Raw genomic sequence first — 23119 nt, forward strand, 5'->3', positions numbered from 1 at the left:
ACGGGGCTGCGCGCACGAAAGGGATTTGTCAGGCGACGGCGGCGCCCAGCCGCTCGCCGAGGAAGTCGATGAAGCTGCGCAGCTTGGGCGCCATGTACTGCCGGCTGGTGTAGACCGCGAACAAGGTCACCGCCGGGGCCTTGAAGTCCGGCACCAGCCGCACCAGCCGGCCCTGCGCCAGGTCGTCGTCGATCAGCCATTCGGGCAGGAAGGCCATGCCGATGCCGGCGCGCACCGCGTGCAGGGTCAAGGTGGTGTCGTCGGACTTCATCACCGGCTGCAGCCGCAGCGGCGCCTGGCGGCCCTTGCCGTCCTTGAGCGCCAGGCCTTCGATGCTGACGTAGCTCGGCACGATGGCGTCGAGCTTCGCCAGGTCGGCCGGCAGCCGCGGCAGGCCGGCGCGGGCGATGCAGGCGGGCGCGGCCACCAGGTGGAACTGAAGGGTGCACAGCGGCCGGGCGATCAGCGCCGGCGAGAGTTCCTGCGTGGCGCGCAGCGCGAGGTCGTAGCCGTCGGCCGCGAGATCGACCTTGCGATTTTCCAGGTGCAGGTCGACCAGCACCTCCGGAAAGCGCTCACGGTAGCCGGCCAGCACGGCGGCGAAGCGCGGCGTGGCGCACCACACGGGCGCGCTGACCTTGAGCTGGCCGCGCGGTGCTTCGTTCTTCCGGCCGATCGCGTTCTCGGCGGCGTCGAGCAGGTCGAGCGCACGGCGGCTCTGCTCGTACCAGGCCTGGCCCGCCTCGGTCAGGCTCAGGTGCCGGCTCGAGCGATGCAGCAGGCGGGCGCCGAGCGATTTCTCGAGCTGCGCCACATGCTTGCTGGCCATGGGGGCCGAGATGGCGAGGCGCTCGGCAGCGGCGACGAAGCTGCCCGACTCCACCACCTCCCTGAAGACCCGCAAACCGGTCAGGCGGTCCATTTGATGATTTCCTCCTGGGAAACGAATCGATGAATCCTAGCCTATCGATTTCCTGAAGGGAAATCTCTAGACTTGGCTTCCAAGGAGCCTTCCATGACCACGACTTCCAGATTGCCCACCTATTTCATCTCGCACGGCGGCGGCCCCTGGCCGTGGATGAAGAAGGAAATGGGCGCCACCTACGCCAGGCTCGAAGCCTCATTGGCCGACATGCCGCGCCAGATCGGCCGCACGCCGGCCGCGATCCTGATGGTGTCCGCCCATTGGGAAGAGCCCGCCTTCACCGTGATGGGCAGCCCGCGCCCGCCGATGATCTACGACTACGGCGGCTTCCCGGCCCACACCTACCAGGTGCACTACGACGCGCCCGGTTCGCCCGAGCTGGCGCGCCGCGTGCAGTCGCTGCTCGAGGCGGCGGGACTGCCGGCGGCGTTCGATGGCGAGCGCGGCTTCGACCACGGCACCTTCTCGCCGATGGCGGCGATCTACCCGAAGGCCGAAGTGCCGGTGGTGCAGCTGTCGCTGCGGCGCGGGCTCGATCCGGCCGAGCACATCGCGCTGGGCCGGGCGATAGCGCCGTTGCGCGACGAGAACGTGCTGATCGTCGGCAGCGGCCTGAGCTATCACAACCTGCGCAATTTCGGTCCGCAGGCGCGCGACGTCTCGAAGGCCTTCGACGACTGGCTCGACGAGGCGGTGGTCGATGCGGCGCCCGGCGAGCGCGTCGAGCGCCTGCTGCACTGGGCGGCGGCGCCGGCGGCCCGGATCGCCCATCCGCGCGAGGAGCACCTGATCCCGCTGATGGTCGCGGTCGGCGCGGCCGAGGGCGAGGCCGGCGAGCGCGTCTATCACGAGGATGCGTTCATGGGCGGGATCTCGGTGTCGAGCTTCCGTTTCGGGTCGGCTTCCGCCTGAGCCCGCGGCACAATGCGGCGGTGCCCTATTTCTCGACCTTCGATCCCCAGGCCGAAGCCGGTGCGCTCGACCTGATCGCGCGCATCGATGCGCTGGCCACCCTCCACGACGTCGAGCACGATGGCCTGCGCGTGCGCTGGCGCCGCTTCGGCAGCGACAGCTCGCGGCCTCCGCTGGTGCTGCTGCACGGCGGCCATGGCAGCTGGATGCACTGGCTGCGCAACGTCGAGGCGCTGGCGGCCTCGCGCACGCTGTGGCTGCCCGACCTGCCGGGCTTCAACGAATCCGATGCGCCGCCGGCGCCGCGGGCGGGCCAGGCGGCGGTCGACCCTTTGCTGGACCTGCTTTCGGCGACGCTCGACCGCCTGATCGGTGCCGGGACCGAGGTCGATCTGGGCGGCTTCTCGTTCGGCGGCCTGGTGGCCGCCAAGTTCGGCCAGCGCCGGGGCCACATCCGGCGCATGGTGCTCGTGGGCAGCGGCGGCCACGGCACGCTGCGGCGCATGACGGTCGAGATGATCAACTGGCGCGCCGCCGAGGACCGCGACCAGGAGCGTGCCGCGCTGCTGCACAACCTGGCGGCGCTGATGCTGCATGACAAGTCGGCCATCGACGCGCTGGCTTTCGCGATCCACGACATCTCCTGCCATGGCACCCGCTTTCGCAGCAAGGAGGTCTCGCTGTCTGGCGGACTGCAGGCCGCGCTCGACGCGATCGGCGGGCCGCAGCTGCTGCTGTGGGGCGAGCATGACGTCACGGCCGATTCGCGGCCCCTGGTGGCACAGCTCGCGGCAGGACATCCGCTGCGCGAAGGCGTGGTGATCGACGGTGCCGGGCATTGGGTGCAGTTCGAGCGGGCCGGCGAGTTCAACGCGGCGCTGCTGCGCTTCCTGGATTAGGACGACACCGACGCCGCATGGCGCCGCCAGAAGTCGGCGTCCGGAAACGCGCCCGCGCCGGCCGCCGCGTTGTCCGCCATGTGCTCGGGCCGGCTGGTGCCGGGAATGGTGCAGGTCACGGCCGGATGGCTCAGCACGAACTTGATCAGCACCTGGGCCCAGCTGCTGCAGCCGATCTCGGCGGCCCAGGCGGGCAGGGGCTTGTCGCGCAGCCGGCGCAGCAGGCCCCCGCCGCCGAAAGGCATGTTGACGATCACGGCCGCGCCGCGCTCGGCCGCCAGCGGCAGCAGGCGCTGGGCGGCTTCGGGCGCATCGAGCGAATAGTTGATCTGCAGGAAGTCGAGCTTCTCGGCGCGCAGCACGGCCTCGACCTCGGCATGGGCCGAGGCCGTGTAGTGCGTGATGCCGATGTAGCGCACGCGGCCCTTCTCCTTCCAGCCGCGCAGGGTCTTGAGATGGACGCGCCAGTCGACCAGGTTGTGCACCTGCATCAGGTCGATGCGCTCGGTGCGCAGGCGCTGGAAGGACTGCTCCATCTGCGCGATGCCGGCCTCGCGGCCGGAGGTCCAGACCTTGGTGGCAATGAAGGCCTTGACGCGCTGGGGCGAGGCGGCCAGCAGGTCGCCGGTCACGGCCTCGGAGCGGCCGTACATCGGCGAGCTGTCGAGCACCGAGCCGCCGGCGGCGAACAGCGCCTCGATGACGCCGGGCAGCCGCTGGTATTCGGCGCTGCCGGGCGCGACGTCGAAGCCGATCCAGGTGCCGCAGCCGACGACGGGCAGGGCTTCGCGGGTGCTGGGGATGGGGCGGGTGTTCATGCGCTGGACTCCCGGGGGCTGGGCTGAGGCGGCTCCTGGCCAGGCGGCGCACAGCGAGAGCGCCGCGCCGAGGCGAAGCAGCGCGCCGCGGGTGAGGACGGGGGAAGAAGCCACACCGGACTATGCACTCCTTACAAAAAATCCTTCCATGACGCAGAGAATACTGTATAAAAATACAGTCTTCTCGATCCATCATGGGCCTCCCTTCTCTCGACCCTTTCTCCTCCTCCGCGCGCCACAAGGTCTGGCGTGCGGACGAGTTGGGCCTGGCCGATGCACAGGTCATCGGCACCGGCCATGCCGCGCTCGACGCCCAACTGCCCGGCGGCGGCTGGCCGGTCGGGGCCATGACCGAACTGCTGCAGTCGGCGCCCGAGGCGCATGCGTGGCAACTGCTGCTGCCCGCCCTGGCGCAGGCCGTTCAGGGCGGTACCGGCCCGGTGGTGCTGATTGGCGCACCGCACGAACCCTTCGGTCCCTCGCTGGCGGCCGCGGGCCTGCCGATCGAGGCACTGCTGTGGGTGCGCAGCGAGGCGCCCGCCGCCCGGCTCTGGGCCTGCGAACAGGCGCTGCGCTGCGCCGACGTGGCCGCCGTGCTGGCCTGGCTGCCGCAGGCGCGGGTGGGCGAATTGCGGCGGCTGCAGCTGGCGGCGGCGCAGCACGAGTCGCTGCTGTTCGTGTTCCGGCCGGCGAGCGCGGCGGCGTCCACCTCGCCGGCGCGCCTGCGGCTGCAACTGATGGCCTGCGAGGACGACCGGACGCAGATCGATGTCCACATCCTCAAGCGCCGCGGTCCGCCGCTGGCCTCGCCGATCCAGCTGCCGGCGCGCAGCCGGCGCATGACGGCGCTGCTGGCCGCGAACCAGTTGCGGCGCAAGCTGCTGCGGCAACAAGAAGGCGTGGGGCAGGCCGGCGAAGGTGCGACGGTGGTGCGCCTCGAGATTTTTTCAGGAAAACGGCATGCACTGGATCGCATTGCATTGGCCGCCTGAAGTGCAGCAGCCGTCCGATGAAGCGCTCGGCTGGTGGGCGCTGCAGTTCACGCCGCGCGTCGCCTGGGTCGACGAGGCCCTGCTGCTCGAGGTGTCGACCTGCGAGCGCCTGTGGGGTGGGCGGCTGGGCCTGATGCGGCAGATCGCCAGCCTCAATCCGGCGGCGCCGCAGCGTGTGCGGCAGGTGCAGGGCGCGACCAGCCTGGTCGCGCTCGCGCGGCTGCGCATGTTCGCGCGCGGCCAGCAGCCGCCGGTCGACCTGCCCGCGGGCCTGCCGCTCGACACGCTGAGTGCCGCGCACGAGCACCTCGGCGTGCTGGCGCACCTCGGCTGCCGCACCTGGGGCGAGGTGGCGGCGCTGCCGCGCGGCGGCCTCACGCGCCGCTTCGGCAAGGAACTGCGCGCGGCGCTCGATGCGGCCTGGGGCCTGGGTCCCGAAAGCCATCGCTGGCTGACGCTGCCCGACGTGTTCGAGCAGAAGCTGGAGCTGCCCGCGCTGGCCGAGGGCGCCAGCGAGCTCATGTGGTCGGCCAACCGGCTGCTCGCGGCGCTCTCGATCTGGCTGCGCGCCCGGCAGCGCGGCGCGGTGTCGCTCGAACTGCAATGGACGCTCGACCTCAAGCGCTTCAATGGCGTCGACCTGCCGCCGCACCAGCAGATCGTGGTGCGCACGGCCGAGCCGACGCAGGACATGGCGCACCTGCGCCGCCTGATGGCCGAGAAACTCGCGCTCACCACGCTGGCCGCACCGGCGAGCTGGCTGCGCCTGCGCACCCTCGACACCACGCCCTGGGCCGGGGCCAGCACCAGCTTCCTGCCCGAGGACAACCGCAAGGGCGACAAGCTGCACGAGCTGGTCGAGCGGCTCAGCGCGCGGCTCGGCCCGCAGCAGGTGCTGCGCGCGGTGGCGCAGGCCGATCACCGGCCCGAGCGCCGGCAGTCCTGGCAGCCGGCGCTGCGCACGGCGGGCAAGGCAGTGGCTCCATCGCCATCTCCGGCCGATGCGATCTACCCGGCGTGGCTGCTGCCCGAACCCCTGCGCCTCGAGATGGACGGCGAGCGTCCGTGCTACCGCGGACCGCTGCGCAAGCTGATCGGGCCCCAGCGGGTCGAGGCCGGCTGGTGGGGCGGCGTGGGGGAGGGCGGCCGGCCCGCGGTGCGCGACTACTACGTCGCCGAGAGCCCCGAAGCCGGACTGGTCTGGATCTTCCGCGAGCGCCCGACCGCCTGCTTTTCAGAGGGCGAGGTGCACTGGTACCTCCAAGGCCTCTATGCCTGAACTCAGCGACAAGAAGATCCGCTCGCTCACGCTCGGCGAGGTGCACCCGCTGCCGCAGCGCGATGCGCCGGTGCCGGGGCTGCCGGACTATGCCGAACTGCATGGCCTGACCAACTTCAGCTTCCAGCGCGGCGCTTCCACCCCCGAGGAAATGGTCGAGCGCGCCTATCAGCTCGGCTATGCGGCGCTGGCGATCACCGACGAATGCTCGGTGGCCGGCGTGGTGCGGGCCCATGTGGGCCTGCGTGAACTCCCGGCCAAGCTCGATGCCTGGGAGCGCGAGCATCCCGAAGAGCCGCCGATTCCGCGCCACCCGGATTTCCGCCTGCTGTTCGGCAGCGAGTTCCGCTTCGAGCGCTTCCGGCTGGTGGTGATCGCCAACGACACCGAGGGCTGGGGCAACCTGTGCGAGTTCATCACCGCGGCGCGCACGACCGAGTTGCCCAAGGGCGAGTACCGCGTGAGCTGGGAGGGCAGCGACGTGGCCTCGCTGCAGCGCTGCCAGGTGCTCCTGGTGCCGGATCGCGCGCCCGGCGCAGCGGTCGATGCCGATGCGCTGCATGCCGACCTGGGGGCCGCCAAGGCGCTGTTCGGCGGCAATCTCTGGCTGGCCCTGGAACTGCCGAACGAACTCGACGACGACCTCTGGTTCGTCGCGCTGTTCGAGGCCGGCCAGCGCGCCGGCGTGCCGCTGGTGGCGGCCGGCGACGTCCACATGCATTCGCGCTCGCGCAAGCCGCTGCACGACGTGCTGACCGCGGTGCGCGAAGGCCGGACCGTGGCCGACTGCGGCTTTGCCTTGCAGCCCAATGCCGAGCGCTATCTGCGCCCGCGCGTGCGGCTGGCCGGGCTCTACACGGCCGGGATGCTCGCCAACACCTTGGTCGTGGCCGATCGCTGCCGCTTCGATCCCGAGGTGATCCGCGAGAACTACAAGTACCCGCTCGAAAGCCTGGGGGCCGGCGAGACGCCGGCGCAGACGCTGGCACGCAAGACCTGGGAGGGCGCGCGCGCGCGATATCCCTCGGGCATTCCCGAGCCGGTGCGCCTCCAGGTCGAGCGCGAACTGGCGCTGATCCACGAACTCGACTACGAGATGTTCTTCCTCACGGTCGAGGACATCGTGCGTTTCGCGCGTTCGCAGAACATCCTTTGCCAGGGCCGCGGCTCCTCGGCCAACTCGGCGGTCTGCTATTGCCTGGGCATCACCGCGATCGATCCCGACAAGGGCACCCTGCTGTTCGAGCGTTTCCTGAGCCGGCACCGCAAGGAGCCGCCCGACATCGATGTCGACTTCGAGCACCAGCGGCGCGAAGTGGTGATCCAGTACATCTACGAGAAATACGGCCGCGAGCGGGCCGCCATCGCCGCGGTCGTGATCTGCTACCGCTCCCGCAGCGCATTGCGCGACGTCGGCAAGGCGCTCGGCATCGACGCCCGGCTGGTCGACGAATTCGCCAAGGACCACTACTGGTTCGACGAGACCGTGCTCGGCGAGCAGCTGCAGGCGGCGGGCGAGCGCGCGGGCGTCCGGGAAGACGCACTCAAGCTGCAGCAGTGGATCGATCTCACCGTCACCCTCAAGGGCTTCCCGCGCCACCTGAGCCAGCACGTCGGCGGCTTCGTGCTCACCCACACCCGGCTCACGCGCCTGGTGCCGGTCGAGAAGGCGTCGATGAAGGACCGCTCGGTCATCCAGTGGGAGAAGGACGACCTCGAGGCCATCGGCATGCTCAAGGTCGACGTGCTCGCGCTGGGCATGCTGAGCGCCATCCGCCGCGGGCTCGAGCTCATGAACCGCTGGCGCGGCAGCACCACCGAGATGCACCAGGTGCCGAACGACGATCCGAAGGTGTTCGACATGGTCTGCGACGCCGACACCGTCGGCGTATTCCAGATCGAAAGCCGGGCCCAGATGTCGATGCTGCCGCGCCTCAAGCCGCGCACCTATGAAGACCTGGTGATCGAGGTCGCGATCGTCCGGCCCGGACCGATACAAGGCGGCATGGTGCACCCCTACCTGAAGCAGCGCGAGCGGGTGAGCAAGGGGTTGCCGATCCATTACGAGAAGGAGGAACTGCGGCCCGCCCTGGCGCGCACGCTGGGCGTGCCGATCTTCCAGGAGCAGGTGATGCAGATCGCGATGATCGCGGCCGGGTTCACGGCCGACGAGGCCGACCAGCTGCGCCGCGCCATGGCCGCGTGGAAGCGCAAGGGCGGACTCGGCAAGTTCCACGACAAGCTGGTGGACGGCATGACTGGCAGAGGGTACAAGCCCGCCTTCGCCGAGGCGATCTTCAAGCAGATCCTCGGCTTCGGCGACTACGGCTTCCCCGAAAGCCACGCCGCCAGCTTCGCCCTGCTGGTCTGCGTCAGCGCCTGGCTCAAGCGCCACGAACCCGCCTGCTTCCTGGCTGCGCTGCTCGATGCCCAGCCGATGGGCTTCTACAGCCCATCGCAGCTGGTGCAGGATGCGCGGCGCCATGGCGTCGAGGTGCGGCCGGTCGACGTCACGGCCAGCGACATGGACAGCACGCTCGAGGCGCGCGCCCCCGATGCGCCGCGCATGCCCCCCGGCACCGATGCGCGCCACGCCGAACGCCTGGGCAACGACAACCAGCCGGCCGTGCGCCTGGGCCTGCGCCGCGTTTCAAGCCTCAGCGATGCGGGTGCGAAGCGCCTGCTGGCGGCACGCGCCCAAGCGCCCTTCACCAGCACCGAAGACCTGGCGTTGCGCGCCGAACTGGACGCCCGGGACATGGCGGCGCTGGCCGCGGCCGATGCCCTGATGGCGCTGTCGGGCCATCGCCGCCAGCAGGTGTGGGAGGCGACCGCGCAGCGCCGCGCGCCGGCCTTGCTCAAGGGCGTGCCGATCGACGAGCCGGCCTTGCGGTTGCCGGCCGCGCCCGAGGGCGAGGAGATCGTCGGCGACTACGCCGCGCTCGGCCTCACCCTGCGCCGCCATCCGCTGGCGCTGCTGCGTCCGCGGCTGGCGCGCATGCGGCTCATGAGTGCCGAGCAGCTGCGCCCGCTGCCCAGCGGCCAGACCGTGCGGGCCTGCGGCATCGTCAAGGGCCGCCAGCGCCCGCAGACCGCCAACGGCACGATCTTCGTCACCCTCGAGGACGAGACCGGCAACGTCAACGTGATCGTCTGGAGCCACGTGGTCGAGGCCTGGCGCGAGCCGCTGCTCAAGTCGCATCTGCTGGCGGTGCAGGGCACTTGGCAGCGCGACGTCGACAGCGGCGGCGAGGTGCGCCACCTGGTGGCGACCGGCTTCAAGGACCTGACGCCGCTGCTCGGGCGGCTGGCGGACAGCAACAGGAGCCGCGACTTCCACTAGGCCAGCCTGGCTGCCTCTGCCTCTTAGCCAAGGTCACTCGCGTGACATGGGAATTCGTGGGCCATTTCCTCCCGGGTTGCGCTGCACTGGAGATCGCCAATGAGTCGCATGACCGCATGTTCGCGCTGCCGCCTCAGCTTTTCGCCGCCCTGCTCGCGCCGCTACGGGCAACACGACTGAGTTCTCGTGCAGGCTGGCTGTATGCCTATTGCAATCACATCGACCGTGTCTTGGAAAGTCGGCGATGCGATGCTTGACTCGGCTATGGATTTGCGAACGGGGGAGTGATTCGGGTCGCCCTGCTCGATCAATCGAACGATGCGCGAGACGCGCGCCTGGGCTAGACGCTTGCTTCGGGAGTTTCCTTTTTCCACCTTCGCGAAGATCCACAAGTAATCGATCCCCAGTGACGCGTTTTCTCCGGTTTTCCAGATCGAGTACCACTCCGCGAGGGAGCGAATTTGTGCAACGTCCAATGTTGAGCTGCCAGGGCTCAAGTGAACTTCATGTTCCAGGTCGCCGGGCCTGCACGCGAGAGCGAATGAGGTTGCCAGCAGGCATGACAGGCTGATGATGGTCTTCTTGTTGATCATTCTTCCACCCCGACGATGTAGGAGGCAATGCTGTCTGCGTTGGACAGAAGGGCGGCGCGATTCTCGATCAACTTCGCTTGCGCGAGTGATTGCCTGCTGGTGTACCAGGTGTCGTGCGAGCTGAAGGTGTCGTCGAAGTGCGTGACTTCGTGGACCAACGTCAGGAGTTGGGTGTCGCCGAGGAGAATGGTCTGAGTGCCGAATCTCACAATATTCTGCGCCATGTCGCAAAACTTGGGAGCAATCGCGATAGTGCGCGTTGACAGATCCGGCTTGCAAACGGCGGCGACGGTGCCTCCATCGGCGTTGCTTGGGAAGGTACATCCAAGGTATTTTGAGTGGCCGGCTGAATACCTAACGAAGTTCTCGGCCTCTAGCCCTCTAAGCACGCGATCGCAGGCCATCACTCCCTTGCGCAAGTAGACACGAATGTCTTCGCTTGAGTGACCGAACCACTTCTTCACACGGACTTGCGCGCGTGAGTCCCAGCGATCAAGTTCACCGAGCCGTTGTGAGATCAGTGTGACTGCATCGTCACGCGTCTTCAGAATCCTGTCGCAGAACTCTCGATTGGTCATGTTCGGACAGATGTTCTCCGTCTGCTCAGCCTCAGGTGGGTACGTCACCTCCGAATCGACGAGCCGCTTGCTTGCGGCCATCGTGGATCTGTCCGCGCTCAGCCACCCCGGCGCGAGCATATGGGGCTCCAGTTCGCCAGCGCCGCCACCCATGTCTTCGAACCATGAGGTGTGCACGAGCGTCGCGATGATTGGCGGCGGAAGGGGGCAATGGCAGATCACCACGTCGCCCTCCAGGGCCACTTCGGAGATGAACTCCATGCGGCGGGGCCCGCCCGCCTTCGCGATGATGCCCACGCTGTTGCAACCCTCGCAGTAGGCGCGCCCGCCGATGAGTGCCACTTGATGTCCATGCAGGCTGTACTCGCGGCTGCTGTAGGGCAGCACGGCCCCACCCGGTGCCGGGCGGTCGCCGACGACGACCATCTTTCTCATCATTTCTTTTCTCCCTCTTTTACGGGCGTCGAGGGCAGCCGATCATTCGAGCTGCGTGGTTGGGCGGTAGATGATCAGCCCTTGATACGCGGGTTTTGGCCTTGACTCAGGATTTCAGGCGTTTCCCACGCGAGCGCAGGCCTTGTCGTGGTGACAGACCCAAAGCTTCCCGATGGATAGGGTGCGTATCAGCGAGCTTGCGGTCGAACCGGGCTACAGCGTTCAGGTGGCGTCGGATGGGGACTTCGACGAGCAACCCTGGCGACTGCCGGCGAGGGCGATGCCTGCGAAATACGGCGAAGGCTAGGCGCAGAAGTTTCGGACGAAGGTTCGGATCGGGTCGGTGCTTGATTGCGTGCGCTTGCGGTAGCGGCGCAGGCATACTGCGCGCGTCGCGTCGACAAGGGCGCGATCGGGTTTGGAAGCCCGCGAATGACGTCGCTATGGCGGAAGCTGCAGTTGCCTCTATGGCCTGCGGCTTCTCGCCGCTCGGCCCCTTTTAGGCGGCTCGGGCGGGAGGGCGCAAGCCCTGCCGGTTTTCTCGTAGCAACGTCCCCGGTCTTCCAACCCGTCCGAGCCGCCGCCCCTCCTTCGAGCGGGCGGCGGTTGAAGTTGCCGCAATCAGGGAGACCCAAAAAATGGCCAAGACCGTTCGCACGGCGGAGACGACATCCGCCAAGTCAAAAGGCATCAAGCGCAAAGTCGCCGGTGACGACCCGGCCAAAAGCGCCAAGACCAAGAAGCAAGCAAGGAACAAGGCAGCCAGCTCGGCGGCGTTGCTCGTCGAGGACGAGTTCAACAACCTGCGCTGGGCGCATCGCGCTTACGGCTGCGTCCATGACTTCCTGAAGCCCCTCAACATGCTGAACGTCGAGGAGTATCTTGGCGAGCCCCGGGGGCTGACGGCCTTGATGGAGTTGATCAATGCCGAGATGGATCGGCGAATCCAGACGTTGGAAAAGGCGATTCACGCGGCGCGGAAGGTGATTCACTGATGTGTGGTGAGGGCTTGGGCGCTTCTTGCGGCCGCCTCGACCACGTCAGGTCGTCCAACCCGTTCGAGCCGCCGCATCCCGTTTGATCGCTGAAGCACCGGGTGAGGGTGCATTCACTGGCAGGCAAAAAAAGCTTTTAGGCCGCCGGCTGCACGCGCTCCTGCGCCGTGACCGTGCGGGTCATCAGGCGGCCCTCGCGCAGCAGCGACACCTCGACCGGGCGCCCGATCCGCTCGGCGCCGAGCAGGCGCAGCAGGTCGTCGGCGCCCGCGATCGTCACGCCGTCCAGCGCCACCAGCAGGTCGCCCTGGCGCAGGCCGGCCCGCTCGGCGGCGCCGCCGGGCTGCAGCTCGCCGATCCGCACCGCGTGGGTGCCGGCGTGGATCAGGCGTGCGACGCGGCGCGGCAGCGGCACCGTCTGCGCCGCGATGCCCAGGTGCGCGCGCCGCACCCGGCCGTGGGCGATGAATTCCCCGATCACGAAGCGCGCGGTGTTGCTGGAGACCGCGAAGGCCAGCCCCTGGGCGCCGGCGATCATGGCGGTGTTGATGCCCACCACCTGCCCGGACGCGGCCACCAGCGCACCGCCGGAGTTGCCGGGATTGAGCGCCACGTCGGTCTGGATCACGTCGTCGATCAGGTGCCCGCTCTGAGAGCGCAGCGAGCGGCCGAGCGCCGACACGATGCCGGCCGTGATGGTCGATTCGAACCCGAGCGGATTGCCGATCGCCACCACCAGGTGGCCACGCTGCAGCCGCTTCGAATCGCCCAGCGACGCGGCCGCCGCGCCGCGCGGAAGCGCCACCCGCAGCAGCGCCAGGTCGGTGGCCGGATCGTCGCCCAGCACCTCGGCCTCGCTGTCGCCGCCCTCCGCCAGGCCGATGCGCACGCGCCGGGCGCCGGCCACCACGTGGCTGTTGGTGAGCACCAGTCCATCGCCCGCGATGACCACGCCCGAGCCCAGCCCGCCGCGCCGTCCGGGCGGCCCGCTCTGCACCCGCACCACCGCGGGACCGACGCTGTCGGCCACGCCCGACACCGCGCGCGAGTAGGCGTCGAGCAGCGCCTCCCGCGGCGCCTCGGGCAGGCCGCTCTCGTCGGCGGCATCGGTGGCAGGGCGTTCGTCGAACATGGGGTTCCTCAAAGATGGATGACGCCCTGGCGCACGGCCTGGGCCACGGCGTCGGTGCGGCCGGTGGCATCGAGCTTGTCGAGCAGCGAGCCGACGTGGAACTTGGCGGTGTGGACCGAGATGCCCAGCCGGCGCGCGATGCCCTTGTTCGAGGCGCCCTCGGCCAGCAGGTCCAGCACTTCGAGTTCGCGCCGGGTCAGGGCCGTGTCGGGCTCGGGCGCCGCCTGCGCACCGGCCGCCGCCAGCCGCAGGTCGGCCGGCTCGCCGGGCCGCGCCAGCCGCAGTTCGGGCAGCGGCGCCAGCAGCGCGAGCAGGCGCTCGGACAATCGCGGGTCGGCGATGTCGAGTGCGATCACGATCGGGTCCGGCGCGGTCGTCATGCTCAATCGGCCGGCCTTTCGCCCACGGTGAGCTGCGCTTCGAGCGGCTCGCCGCCGCGCTGCAGCGACAGCCGGGCCAGGCTGCCGACGCTGCCCGGCCCGAGCGCGCGCAGCAGCCGTCGCACGCCGTGCACCGGCTCGCCGTTCCAGGCCAGCAGCAGGTCGCCCTGGCGCAGCCCGGCGGCCGCGCCGGGGCCGCCGGGGGCTACGCCCATCACCATGGCGCCGGAGCCCGCCGGCTCGACCTTCACCGCTTGCAGCGCCAGGCCGAGGTAGCCGCGCGGCACCCGGCCGTGGGCTGCCAGCAGGCCGGCCACGCGCTCGATCGTCGGGCCCGGGATCACCAGCACGCGGCGGCGCGGGCCGAACACCGTCATGCCGATGGCCCGGCCGTGCGCATCCAGCGCCAGGCCGCCTTCGGCGCTGCGCCGCAGGCGCAGGTCGAGTTCGATCCGGGTGTCGATGTCGCCGCCGCGCAGGCTGCGCCAGGCTGGGCCGGCCAGCGCCACGATGCCGGCGGCCGCGACCGTGGCGCCATCGGCAGCGCCGACGCCGAGCGCGATGGCGCCGCTCTGCACCGGCTGGGCATCGAAGACCACGGGCGTGGGCGAGGCGCCTGTGATGCGCAGCAGCGCGACGTCGGTGGCGGGATCGCGGCCGACCAGCGTCGCGGCCGCGTGGCTGCCATCGGGCAGGCTGACGGCCAGCGCCACGTCGTCGGGTATCGCCTCCTCGCAGGTCACGATCAGGCCGTCGCGCCAGGCGAAGCCGGTGGCGCGCAGCCGCCCCGGTGGCACCGACTGCACCGCGACCACGCTGCGCGCGGCATGGGCCACGGCAGCGGCCATGGCGCTCGACAACTGCGCGAGCAGCGGGAGGGGAGAAGGGTCGATCGACATGGGAGCTCCTTAGATGGCTTCATTGTGGGAAGCCACAAGGCCCGCGCCAACTGCCCGGATGGGCAGGCGCACTCATGTCGGTTGCGCATCAATGCCCGCGCTCGATTTCATCGAGGAGAAAGCGTCGTCGGGTCTAGCATCGACGCACGACGAGGTGCGACCATGGTGCTGAATTTTCAAGGTGCGAACAACGGCGGTGCGACCGTGCTCGGGGAGCGTGCGCCCGCCACGCGCGCCGCCGAGGCCAGGCCGGCGCCGGCGCCCGCGCCCGCGCTGGGGCACCGCGCCGAGCGCGCCGATCCGATCGCCGAGTTCTTCGCCCGCGCGGCCGAAGAGCGCTACCGTCGCTGGGATGCCGTGGCCGACGTGGCGCATTGGGTCAGCGTGGCGGTCGGCGGCGCCTTCATGGCGGCGGCGGCTCTCGACTGGTTCTAGAAGCCGTGGAGCGCGGCCGGGTTGTCTGGCCGGCACGCGCCGGTTTTCGCTAACCTGTCGCCATGAACGCCATCGCCATGCAGTCCATCGGTGCCGGCACCCCGATCGGGCCGCCGCCGCCGGCGCCCGACCTGCCGGTGCCGCCGCCCACTCTCCCGCCCCCCGCCCCGGCGGGCGACCCGCCACAGGTCGAGCCGCCGCAGGTTGAGCCGGGTGCGCCGGCCCCGGTCGCCGACCCGCCGCCGGGCGCCTCGGCGCTCGGCCGGCTGCATGCGCGGCGGCTGCGCGAGGTCCATCGCTCGGCCGGTTGGCCCTGCTGCGATGCGATCGAGGTCGACCTGCTGGCCGCGGGCCTGCTGGCGCGCGTGCGTTCGGCCCATGGCCACGAGACGCTGCGCCTGACCGATGCGGGCATCGCGCAACTGGCGCGCACGGGCGTGGTCAACCGGGCCGCGCTGTCGCGGCACGAAGCGCTGGTCGAGCAGGTCGCGCGCGAGATGACGCGCGCCGGCCGCCTGGCCTGGCGCGGCTTGAGCCTGCGGGCCCGCCTGGCCGGTGCGGGCGAGGGCGACAAGCCACGCTGGTGCATCGCCCGCCCGGACGTGTTCTCGATCCGCAACACCAGCGTGGAGGCCTATGCGCAGCCGATCGTGCACGAGGTCAAGGTCCACCGGGCCGACCTGCTGAGCGATTTGCGCAAGCCCGACAAGCGCGCCGCCTACCTGGACCTGGGCGGCGAGTGCTGGTACGTGCTGGGTTGCGACGCCAAGGGGCGCCCGATCGGCGAGCCGGACGAGATCCCGCTCGAATGCGGCGTGCTGATCGCGCAGCAGGGGCGCCTGGTGGTCGCGCGCTCGGCGGTGCACCGGGCGCTGCCGCGCATGCCTTTCGCGGTCTGGATGGCACTGGCCAAGGCGCAGCCCGTGGCGGGCTTCGACGACGAGATGCAAGGGCTGCTGGGCGAATTCGACGACGGAATCCCGTCGATCTCGTGACTCGCATCACCGTGAAGTGTCTGCTGCCGGCGGGACTGCGTCACGGCATCTGGTCGCAGCCCCGCCGGCCGGACGCCCTCATGCATCGCGCCGGCTCGGCTTCGCGTAGCGTCGCAGCCCGTGCAGGCCGTCCTTCAGCTTGAGGAAGGGCGTCTCGATCAGCCAGTAGCTCAGCGTGGCGGCCGCGAACGCCTGCAGGATGTTGAGCGGAAAGCCCCAGGTGACGGGCGAAGCGTCGTGCAGGAACAGCTGCTGCCACAGATAGAGGCTGTACGAGATCGTGCCGACGAAGACGAACACCCGGGTGCGCAGCAGCCAGCACAGCCAGAAATCCTTCAGGTGGGTCAGGGCGACGATGATCAGCGCCATGAGGGCGGCGTTGAAGGTGGTGCCGTAGGTGTTCGACCAGTAACGGCCCAGGTTCACCCAGGGCAGCGCCAGCATCAGGACGAACAGCAGGCCCACCAGCAGATTGCGGTACTTGACCGAATCGAGGAAGGCCTTGATCGGTTCGCGCTTCAGCGAGGCGTAGCAGCCGATCAGGATCGAGTCGACGCCCGTGTGCAGCATCATGCCCAGCTGGCCTCGAAGGCCGGGCGCCAGGAAGTAGGACGCGACCCTGACCAAGGGGATGGCCAGGATGAGCACCGGAAGCAGCTTTTCGCTCTTGCGCAGCAGGATGAAGATCAGCAGCGGAGGCCAGAACCAGTAGAACTGCTCTTCGAGCGCGAGGCTCCAGAAATGGCCGAGGTACCAGGCGCCCTCGAGGTGGGCGTTGTTGACCGGCCCGACCCCCAGCATCTCCGCATAGTTCCAGGTGTAGGTGGCGGCAAAGACGAACTGCTGCCAGGCGATGTCGATCAGGCCGGCGTACGACAGCAGGACCAGCACGATGAGGAAGGCGTAGAAGGCCGGCCAGATCCGCAGCGCCCGCCGCAGGTAGAACTGCCAGAGGTCGATCCGCTTCCTGCTCCTGAACTCGGCCTCCAGGATGCCGGTGATCAGAAAGCCGCTGAGGACGAAGAAGATCTGGACGCCCATCGCCCCGCTCGAGAACAGGCTGAGCGGCGCGAGCCAGCCGTGGTACCCGTTGGGCGCCGTGTCGTTCGCATGCCCGAACACGACCATCATCACGGCGAGGCAGCGAAGGCCGGTCAGTTCAGGAACTCTGGTCATCTCTTTCCCGGGGCAAGGGCTGGAACGGTTGTTCGGCGCCGATACGCGTCCGTGCGGACGATCGGTTACTGGATGCTACATTTATATCACTTTTGCATTACAAATTGGGGCGCCATTGAAGACCAACGGCCATGTAACGCAACCGGGACCGGCTCAAGCGCGGCCCAGTGCCTTGCGCAGAAAGGATTTGAGGGGGCTGAGGCCGAACAGGAGGTCCGAAAAGGCGATGAACCCGCGCCTCGGCAAGACCAGGCCGCTGTAGTAGTAGAGGCGCATCTGGCTCGACGCGCGGCGCGTGTCCGGATGATTCAGCACCTTGTGCAGAAGTCCGTAATCGCGGCGTTCCCCGGACAGCCAGCGGGAAAGGAAGCACAGCCAGAGATAGCCTGGCTGCTGGTCCAGGGACGGCCAGGACGAGGACAGGCCCGGCTGGTGCCTGTCCAGCACCTGCCTGACCCAGGCGTCGAGGTCGGCATGGCCCCGGCGCGCGCGGCCGATCTGGTCGACATTCACCATCAGGCCGCCCGTTCTGTTCGTGGCGTGGGTCCGATAGCGCGTCAGCGACTCGGGAATCCAGGCGAGCGGGCTCAACAGCGCGGCACCGGTGCGCAACTGCAGGTCCTGCAGCATGTGGCGCCCATCGTCCAAGGGCAGCATCGCCGCCAGCAATTCGCGCCTGAAGGCGAGGCCGGAGGTGGGGGTGGCCACCGGGCTGCCGCCGGCGGCGAACACCTGGGCGGCGAGCAGGCCTTGCGGCGCCGCCTCGGCGTAGCGCGGCACCGGCCCCAGGTCGGGCTGCTCGCGCGTGAAGCGCAGCAGGTGGTGGTGCACCCATCCCGGCGGCCGCCCGTCGATGGGATCGCGCAGCGCGCGCAGGACCTTTTCGACGCGCTGCGCAAGCAGAATGTCGTCGGCATCGAGAAGGAGGACCACGTCGCCAGTGCAATTCGTCAGCGCCGTGTTGGTCGCGCCGACGATGCCGCGATTGACCTGGTGGATGCCGATGACGCTCGGGAAACGCGCCATGTAGTCCTGCAGGATGCGCTGGGTGTCGTCGGTCGATCCGTCGTCGACGACCACGATCTCGTCGACGCGCACCGTCTGGGCCAGGCAGCTGTCCAGGCACTCGGCCAGGAAGCTGCCGTAGTTGTACGAGATGATCGCGATGCTGACCTTGGGACTTGGCGGAAGCGCCGGCAAGTCCAGGGGCTCGGGGACGGGTACGGGCATGTGCAAGAGGAGTGGGACCAACCAGCCGCAATGGCATGAAAAGCAGAGCAGGGGGGCCGCCGCCTCTCGGCTTCGCGCTTCCTCGCGGCAGTGTATGCAAAGATCTCAAATTGTCAATTTGTTGCCTGGCCGGCGCGCAGGCTCGCGGCGCGGTCGGCGGTGGTGGCTAGAATGCTCCTGCCCACGTGACCGGCCCGCTGCACAACGCAGCGTGTCGTCCGGTGCCTGGGCCGACGGCTCGTCGCCATGGACGAGTCGGAGCATGCGGGTGTAGTTCAATGGTAGAACGGCAGCTTCCCAAGCTTCATACGAGGGTTCGATTCCCTTCACCCGCTCCACTTCCTGCGCCGCTGGCAGCGCCGATGGGTCCCATTCCATGAAACTTCGATTTCTGAAGCCGGATTCCACGCCCCTGGCCAGCGCCGACACCGCGCTGATCGATACCCTCCGGGCCGAGCTGCTGCAGCGCCCGGGGGTGGTCGAAGAAGACGACCCGGCCCTGGCCGATGCCCTGGTGATCCAGGAGCCCTGGGCCTTCAGGGAGTGGCGCTACATCGACCGGCTGATCGCCGACCCGGTGATCGGCCGCTTCTCCCACAAGGTCTACAGCGTCAACGGCGACGATGCCGCCGCGGGCTTGCTGCGCGGCATCTACACCTGCCTGCCGCGCAGCCGCTTCGACCCGGCGCTGCACGCGGCGACGCCGTTCCTGTCGCAGCCCAACGAGCAGGTGCTCGCGCATGCGGGCAGCCCGCGCGGGCCGGCCGCCTTCCTGGGCACCTGGCGCGGCAATCCCAAGTCCAACCGGCGGGTGAGGGGGCGCCTGCTGGATCTCCATGCAGGCTCGACCCGCTTCAAGATCGAGTCGACCGAAAGCTGGCTGAACCACGGGGCCGACGAGAAGCTGCGCTACGTCGAGTTGCTGCGCGCCGGCCAGTTCTCGCTGTGCCCGGGCGGATGGGCGGCGGCCTCGCTGCGGATCTTCGAGAGCATGGCGCTGGGCGTCGCGCCGGTCATCCTCGCCGACGAGTTCGTCGAGCCGGCGGGACCCGACTGGCAGGCATTCTCGCTGCGCGTCAGGGAGCGCGACCTGGGCTCGCTCGAAACGATCCTCCAGGCGCATGCCGGCCGCCACGAGGAGATGGGCGCACGCGCCTACGAAGCCTGGAAGCAGCACTTCCACCCCGACCTCCTGGTCGCCTACTACGCCGACGCGCTGCTCGGCTGCATCCGGGCCAACGCGGGATCGGGGTCGCCGGACGAGGACATCGAGCGCTGGCGCTCGCGCCGCATGTACAAGGCCAACGGATGGACCGCACCGCAACGCCTGTCGAGCAAGCTGAAGCGGCTGTTGCGGGTCTAGGTTGACGCTGCCGATGACGCTGCGGGAGTCGCTGCGCTCGCTGGCGTGGCTCGCCATCGGGCTTGGCGTGGCCGGGGGCGCCGCCTTCTGGCAGGCCCGCTACAACGAGTCGCTGGCCGAGACCCGCTTCGACGCCATGGCGCGGCGCGCGGTCGAGCAGGTGGCCGGCCGCATGCATGCCTTCGAATACGGCTTGCGCGGCGCCCGCGGCGCCGTGATCGCGGCCGGTGGCGAGGCCGGCATCACGCGGCTTCGCTTCGCCCAGTACAGCGCGTCGCAGGACATCGAGCGCGAGTTTCCCGGGTCCAGCGGCTTCGGCTTCGTGCGCCGGGTGCCGGTCGAACAGGAGGCGGACTTCGTCGCCGCCGCCCGCCTCGACGGCAAGCCCGACTTCCACATCCACCAGCTCGGGCCCAACGCGGGCGAGCGCTTCGTCATCCAGTACTTCGAGCCCTCCGATTCCGCTGTTCCCGCGATCGGGCTCGACCTCGCTTCGGAGCCGCGCCGCCGCGCCGCCGCCGAGCGCGCGATGCGGTCCGGCGAGATCGCGATGACGGCGCCGATCACGCTGGTGCAGGCCTCGCCCGGGCCCCGTTCGGTGCTGCTGCTGCTGCCGGTCTACAAGATCGAGGCGCCACTCGACGCGCTCAAGCAGCGCGATCGACGGTCGCTGCCGGCGCGGGGGACGCCCGAGCAGACCATCGGCTGGATCTACACGCCGGTCGTGCCGGCCGAGGTGCTGAAGGATTTCGACTTCGAGGGTGGCCAGTTCGCGATCAGCCTGGCCGACGCGACGGACGGCGGCGAGCCCGATCGCTTCTTCGTCTCGCCCCAGCAGCCGACCGCGGCCGGCCAGCTCAGAAGCGTGTTGGCGCTGGAGCTCTACGGGCGGACCTGGAACGTGGACGTGGTGGCCAAGCCGCAGTTCCTGAAGCAGCTCAACCTGCGCAGCCCCTGGCCGGTGTTCCTGATCGTCGCGACGGTGGCCCTGCTGGTGGCGCTGCTGTCCTTCATCGGCCAGCTGACCGAGCGTCGCAAGCTGCGCGAGAGCGAACAGCGCTCGCGGCTGGCGGCCATCGTGACCAGCTCCAACGACGCCATCATCGGCTGCGGCCTGGACGGCCGGATCACCGACTGGAACGACGCCGCGGCCAAGATCTTCGGCTACGCCGCCGACGAGGCGATCGGGCAGCTGACCCACGCCCTGCTGATGCCGGCCGACCACCGGCACGAGGAAGAGGCGCTGCTGCGCCATGTCGCCGAAGGCCGCTCGGTGGCCGCCTTCGAGACCTTCCGCCGGCACCGCGACGGCATGCCGGTGGCGGTTTCGGTGGCCGCCGCACCGATCCGCTCTGCCGACGGCGGCGTGGTCGGCGCCGCCCAGACCGTGCGCGACATCACGCACGAGAAAGCCACCAAGGCCCGCATCCTCGAGCTCAACGCGACCCTCGAGCAGCAGGTGAGCGAACGCACGGCGCAGCTGGTGGCGCTGTCGAGGCGCGAGCGGGCCATCCTGGCGGATGCGGCGAGCGCGATCATCGCGACCGACGTCGACGGCGTGGTCACGCTGTTCAACCCCGCGGCCGAAGCCCTGCTGGGCTACACGGCGGCCGAGGTGGTCGACCGCTTCGAGATGATCCGCTTCCACGACCCGGCCGAGGTCCGTGCCCGGGCCGAGGCACTCGCCGCCGGGCTCGACCGGCCGCTGCGCGTCGGCGAAGTCTTCGCCCATGCCGAGGCCGGCTTCGGCGCCCATCCGCGGGACTGGACATGGGTGCGCAAGGACGGCCGCCGGCTGCCGGTGCACCTGAACGTGAGCCCGCTGCGCGACGATGTCAACGCGGTGGTCGGCTTCATCGCGATCGGCTCCGACCTGTCGGAGCGCAAGCTGGCCGAGGAAAGGCTGCGCAGCAACGAGCGCTTCATGCGCATCGTGACCGACAACATCCCGGGCATCGTCGCCTACTGGACGACCGACATGCGCTGCACCTTCGCCAACAGCGCCTACCAGCGCTGGCTGGGGCGCACGGCCGAGCAGATGGTCGGCACCACGCAGCTGGAGCTGCTCGGGCCCGAGCAGTTCGGCATCAACGAGCCCCACATGCGCGCCGCGCTCGCCGGCGAGGAGCAGCGCGTGATGCGCACGCGCACCCTGGCCGATGGCTCGATCGCGCACTACTGGCTGCACTACGTTCCCGACCGCGACGAGGCCGGCGTGGTGCAGGGCTTCATCTCGGTGGCGGTGGACGTCACCGACATGCGGCGGGCGCAGGAGCAGCTCGAGGTGCTGAACCTGGCGCTCAAGGAGCGCAGCGCCCAGGCCGAGTCGGCGAGCCGGGCCAAGAGCGAATTCCTGGCCAACATGAGCCACGAGATCCGCTCGCCGCTGAACGCCGTGATCGGCCTGGCCTACCTGCTGCGCCAGACCCGGCTGGACGACACGCAGCGTGATTTCCTGCAGAAGATCGACGCCGCCAGCAGCGCGCTGCTGGGCGTCATCAACGACGTCCTCGACATCTCGAAGATCGAGGCCGGCGAGATGGCGCTCGACGAATCCGGCTTCAGGCTGCGGGAGCTGCTCGACGGCGTGATGGCGATGGCCTCGGTCAATGCCGGCGGCAAGGACATCGCGCTGCGGCTGGAGCTCGAGGACGGCCTGCCGGCGCAGCTGCGCGGCGACCAGGTGCGGCTGCGCCAGATCCTCGTCAACCTGATGAGCAATGCCGTCAAGTTCACGGCCGAGGGCGCGGTGCGCCTGTGCGTGACGCTCGAGGAGCGGCAGGGCCGGCAGCTGCGCCTGCGCTTTGCCGTGGTCGATACCGGCATCGGCATCGAGGCGCAGGTGCTGGAGCGCATCTTCGCGCCCTTCACGCAGGCCGACACCTCCACCACGCGCCGCTTCGGGGGCACCGGGCTGGGGCTGTCGATCGTCAAGAAGCTGGCCGAACTGATGGGCGGCGAGATCGGCGTCGCGAGCACGCCGGGGCAGGGCAGCGACTTCTGGGTCGTGCTGCCGCTGGAGATCGCCGACGACACGGCGGCGCCCGCGCCCGCGCAGCCCGACCTGGCGGACATCCGGGTGCTGGTGGTGGACGACAGCCCGGTCAACCTGCTGGTCTGCCAGAACATCCTGGCCCGCGCCGGCGCCGAGGTCAGCCTGGCGGGTGACGGCCGCGAGGCGGTCGAGAAGCTGCGCTCGGCGCCCGCCGCCTTCGACGTGGTGCTGATGGACGTGCACATGCCGGTGCTCGACGGCAACGAGGCGACCCGGCTGATCCGCGGCGAACTCGGCCTGGTCGCGCTGCCGGTGATCGCGCTGACCGCCAGCGCCCTGGTGGCCGAGCGCCTCCGGGCCTTCGAGGCGGGCATGAACGATTTCGTCAGCAAGCCCTTCGATGCCGAAGTGCTGATGCGCACGGTGCGGCGCTGCGTCGAGCGGGCGCGCCCAGGGGGGGCGGCCGGCCTGCAGGAGGCTGCGGCGCCGCCGGCTGCGGCGCCGCAGCCGGTGGTGTCCGTGCTGCGTCCCGAAGACCTGGCGGCGCTGATCGAGGCCCTGCGCGCGCGCAGCGCCTTGGCGCTGCCGCGCCTCGACGAACTGGCGCCGGCGCTGCGGGCCCACCTCGGCGAGCAGCGCTTCGGCGCCCTCGAGCGGGCGATGCAGACGCTCCGATTCCGGCGCGCCGCCGAGATACTCGAAGGGGCCGGCGCGGGCGGGCAGGCCCGAAACCTATAATCGCAGG

Annotated in this window: 19 protein-coding genes and 1 tRNA gene; 11 read left to right on the forward strand and 9 right to left on the reverse strand. The window is 69.7% G+C overall.

Features of this window, described 5'->3' with window-relative positions; translation table 11 throughout:
* Positions 1-28: 28 nt before the first annotated feature.
* Complete coding sequence (locus tag QTI33_RS02040) at positions 29-922, reverse strand: LysR family transcriptional regulator (protein ID WP_286504088.1); 894 nt, start codon at positions 920-922, stop codon at positions 29-31.
* A gap of 93 nt (positions 923-1015) precedes the next feature.
* On the opposite strand from QTI33_RS02040, the gene QTI33_RS02045 reads away from it, so the two are divergent.
* Positions 1016-1837 (forward strand): DODA-type extradiol aromatic ring-opening family dioxygenase, encoded by an 822-nt coding sequence (locus QTI33_RS02045; protein WP_286504089.1) that lies wholly within the window; start codon positions 1016-1018, stop codon positions 1835-1837.
* Between the two features lie 20 nt (positions 1838-1857).
* Positions 1858-2736: an alpha/beta fold hydrolase gene (locus QTI33_RS02050; protein WP_286504090.1), complete on the forward strand. Its 879-nt coding sequence runs from the start codon at positions 1858-1860 to the stop codon at positions 2734-2736.
* On the opposite strand, the gene QTI33_RS02055 is transcribed toward QTI33_RS02050, so the two are convergent.
* Positions 2733-3554 (reverse strand): aldo/keto reductase, encoded by an 822-nt coding sequence (locus QTI33_RS02055; protein WP_286504091.1) that lies wholly within the window; start codon positions 3552-3554, stop codon positions 2733-2735. The two genes, QTI33_RS02050 and QTI33_RS02055, sit on opposite strands and share 4 nt — an antisense overlap.
* A gap of 194 nt (positions 3555-3748) precedes the next feature.
* Between QTI33_RS02055 and imuA the strand changes: the two genes are divergently transcribed.
* From imuA to QTI33_RS02070, 3 genes are read left to right on the forward strand one after another with little or no spacing between them, the layout of a single operon-like run.
* Positions 3749-4546 (forward strand): translesion DNA synthesis-associated protein ImuA, encoded by a 798-nt coding sequence (imuA, locus tag QTI33_RS02060; protein ID WP_286504092.1) that lies wholly within the window; start codon positions 3749-3751, stop codon positions 4544-4546.
* Entirely contained in the window at positions 4515-5825 is a 1311-nt protein-coding gene (locus QTI33_RS02065; protein ID WP_286504093.1) for a DNA polymerase Y subunit UmuC family protein, read from the forward strand. The genes imuA and QTI33_RS02065 overlap by 32 nt, the downstream gene beginning before the upstream one ends.
* Complete coding sequence (locus QTI33_RS02070) at positions 5818-9168, forward strand: error-prone DNA polymerase (RefSeq protein WP_286504094.1); 3351 nt, start codon at positions 5818-5820, stop codon at positions 9166-9168. The genes QTI33_RS02065 and QTI33_RS02070 overlap by 8 nt, the downstream gene beginning before the upstream one ends.
* A 161-nt stretch (positions 9169-9329) precedes the next feature.
* Here QTI33_RS02070 and QTI33_RS02075 read toward each other — a convergent pair whose 3' ends face one another.
* On the reverse strand, positions 9330-9761 hold the full coding sequence (locus QTI33_RS02075) for a hypothetical protein (RefSeq protein WP_286504095.1): 432 nt from the start codon (positions 9759-9761) through the stop codon (positions 9330-9332).
* Complete coding sequence (locus QTI33_RS02080) at positions 9758-10777, reverse strand: M35 family metalloendopeptidase (protein WP_286504096.1); 1020 nt, start codon at positions 10775-10777, stop codon at positions 9758-9760. Before QTI33_RS02080 ends, QTI33_RS02075 begins: the two co-directional genes overlap by 4 nt.
* Before the next feature lie 635 nt (positions 10778-11412).
* Here QTI33_RS02080 and QTI33_RS02085 point away from each other — a divergent pair.
* Positions 11413-11769 (forward strand): hypothetical protein, encoded by a 357-nt coding sequence (locus tag QTI33_RS02085; RefSeq protein WP_286504097.1) that lies wholly within the window; start codon positions 11413-11415, stop codon positions 11767-11769.
* 136 nt (positions 11770-11905) lie between these two features.
* Here the strand turns inward: QTI33_RS02085 and QTI33_RS02090 are convergent, their stop codons facing one another.
* Genes QTI33_RS02090 through QTI33_RS02100 form a run of 3 tightly spaced genes read right to left on the reverse strand, consistent with a single transcriptional unit; the run spans position 11906 to position 14180 of the window.
* Positions 11906-12901, reverse strand: a complete 996-nt coding sequence (locus tag QTI33_RS02090) for a S1C family serine protease (protein ID WP_286504098.1) — start codon at positions 12899-12901, stop codon at positions 11906-11908.
* 8 nt (positions 12902-12909) lie between these two features.
* The gene (locus QTI33_RS02095) at positions 12910-13281 is read right to left on the reverse strand and encodes a response regulator transcription factor (RefSeq protein WP_286504099.1); all 372 of its coding nucleotides are present in this window, start codon (positions 13279-13281) and stop codon (positions 12910-12912) included.
* Between the two features lie 2 nt (positions 13282-13283).
* Positions 13284-14180: a S1C family serine protease gene (locus tag QTI33_RS02100; protein WP_286504100.1), complete on the reverse strand. Its 897-nt coding sequence runs from the start codon at positions 14178-14180 to the stop codon at positions 13284-13286.
* Between the two features lie 162 nt (positions 14181-14342).
* On the opposite strand from QTI33_RS02100, the gene QTI33_RS02105 reads away from it, so the two are divergent.
* Complete coding sequence (locus QTI33_RS02105) at positions 14343-14615, forward strand: hypothetical protein (protein WP_286504101.1); 273 nt, start codon at positions 14343-14345, stop codon at positions 14613-14615.
* Positions 14616-14677: 62 nt separating this feature from the next.
* On the forward strand, positions 14678-15610 hold the full coding sequence (locus tag QTI33_RS02110) for a hypothetical protein (RefSeq protein ID WP_286504102.1): 933 nt from the start codon (positions 14678-14680) through the stop codon (positions 15608-15610).
* A 78-nt stretch (positions 15611-15688) separates the two neighbouring features.
* On the opposite strand, the gene QTI33_RS02115 is transcribed toward QTI33_RS02110, so the two are convergent.
* Together QTI33_RS02115 and QTI33_RS02120 are read right to left on the reverse strand one after the other, a co-directional pair.
* On the reverse strand, positions 15689-16786 hold the full coding sequence (locus QTI33_RS02115; protein WP_286504103.1) for an acyltransferase family protein: 1098 nt from the start codon (positions 16784-16786) through the stop codon (positions 15689-15691).
* A gap of 153 nt (positions 16787-16939) precedes the next feature.
* A complete protein-coding gene (locus tag QTI33_RS02120) occupies positions 16940-17986 on the reverse strand; it encodes a glycosyltransferase family 2 protein (RefSeq protein WP_286504104.1) in 1047 nt (348 codons plus the stop codon).
* Positions 17987-18280: 294 nt separating this feature from the next.
* Here QTI33_RS02120 and QTI33_RS02125 point away from each other — a divergent pair.
* The 3 genes from QTI33_RS02125 to QTI33_RS02135 all read left to right on the forward strand — a co-directional run bounded on the left by QTI33_RS02125 (position 18281) and on the right by QTI33_RS02135 (position 23112).
* A tRNA-Gly gene (locus tag QTI33_RS02125) sits at positions 18281-18354 on the forward strand.
* Positions 18355-18392: 38 nt separating this feature from the next.
* Complete coding sequence (locus tag QTI33_RS02130; protein WP_286504105.1) at positions 18393-19379, forward strand: exostosin domain-containing protein; 987 nt, start codon at positions 18393-18395, stop codon at positions 19377-19379.
* A gap of 13 nt (positions 19380-19392) precedes the next feature.
* Positions 19393-23112: a CHASE domain-containing hybrid sensor histidine kinase/response regulator gene (locus tag QTI33_RS02135; RefSeq protein WP_286504106.1), complete on the forward strand. Its 3720-nt coding sequence runs from the start codon at positions 19393-19395 to the stop codon at positions 23110-23112.
* The last annotated feature ends 7 nt before the right edge of the window (positions 23113-23119 follow it).

Source organism: Variovorax davisae (assembly GCF_030316845.1).
GTDB classification, from domain to species: Bacteria; Pseudomonadota; Gammaproteobacteria; order Burkholderiales; family Burkholderiaceae_C; genus Variovorax; species Variovorax davisae.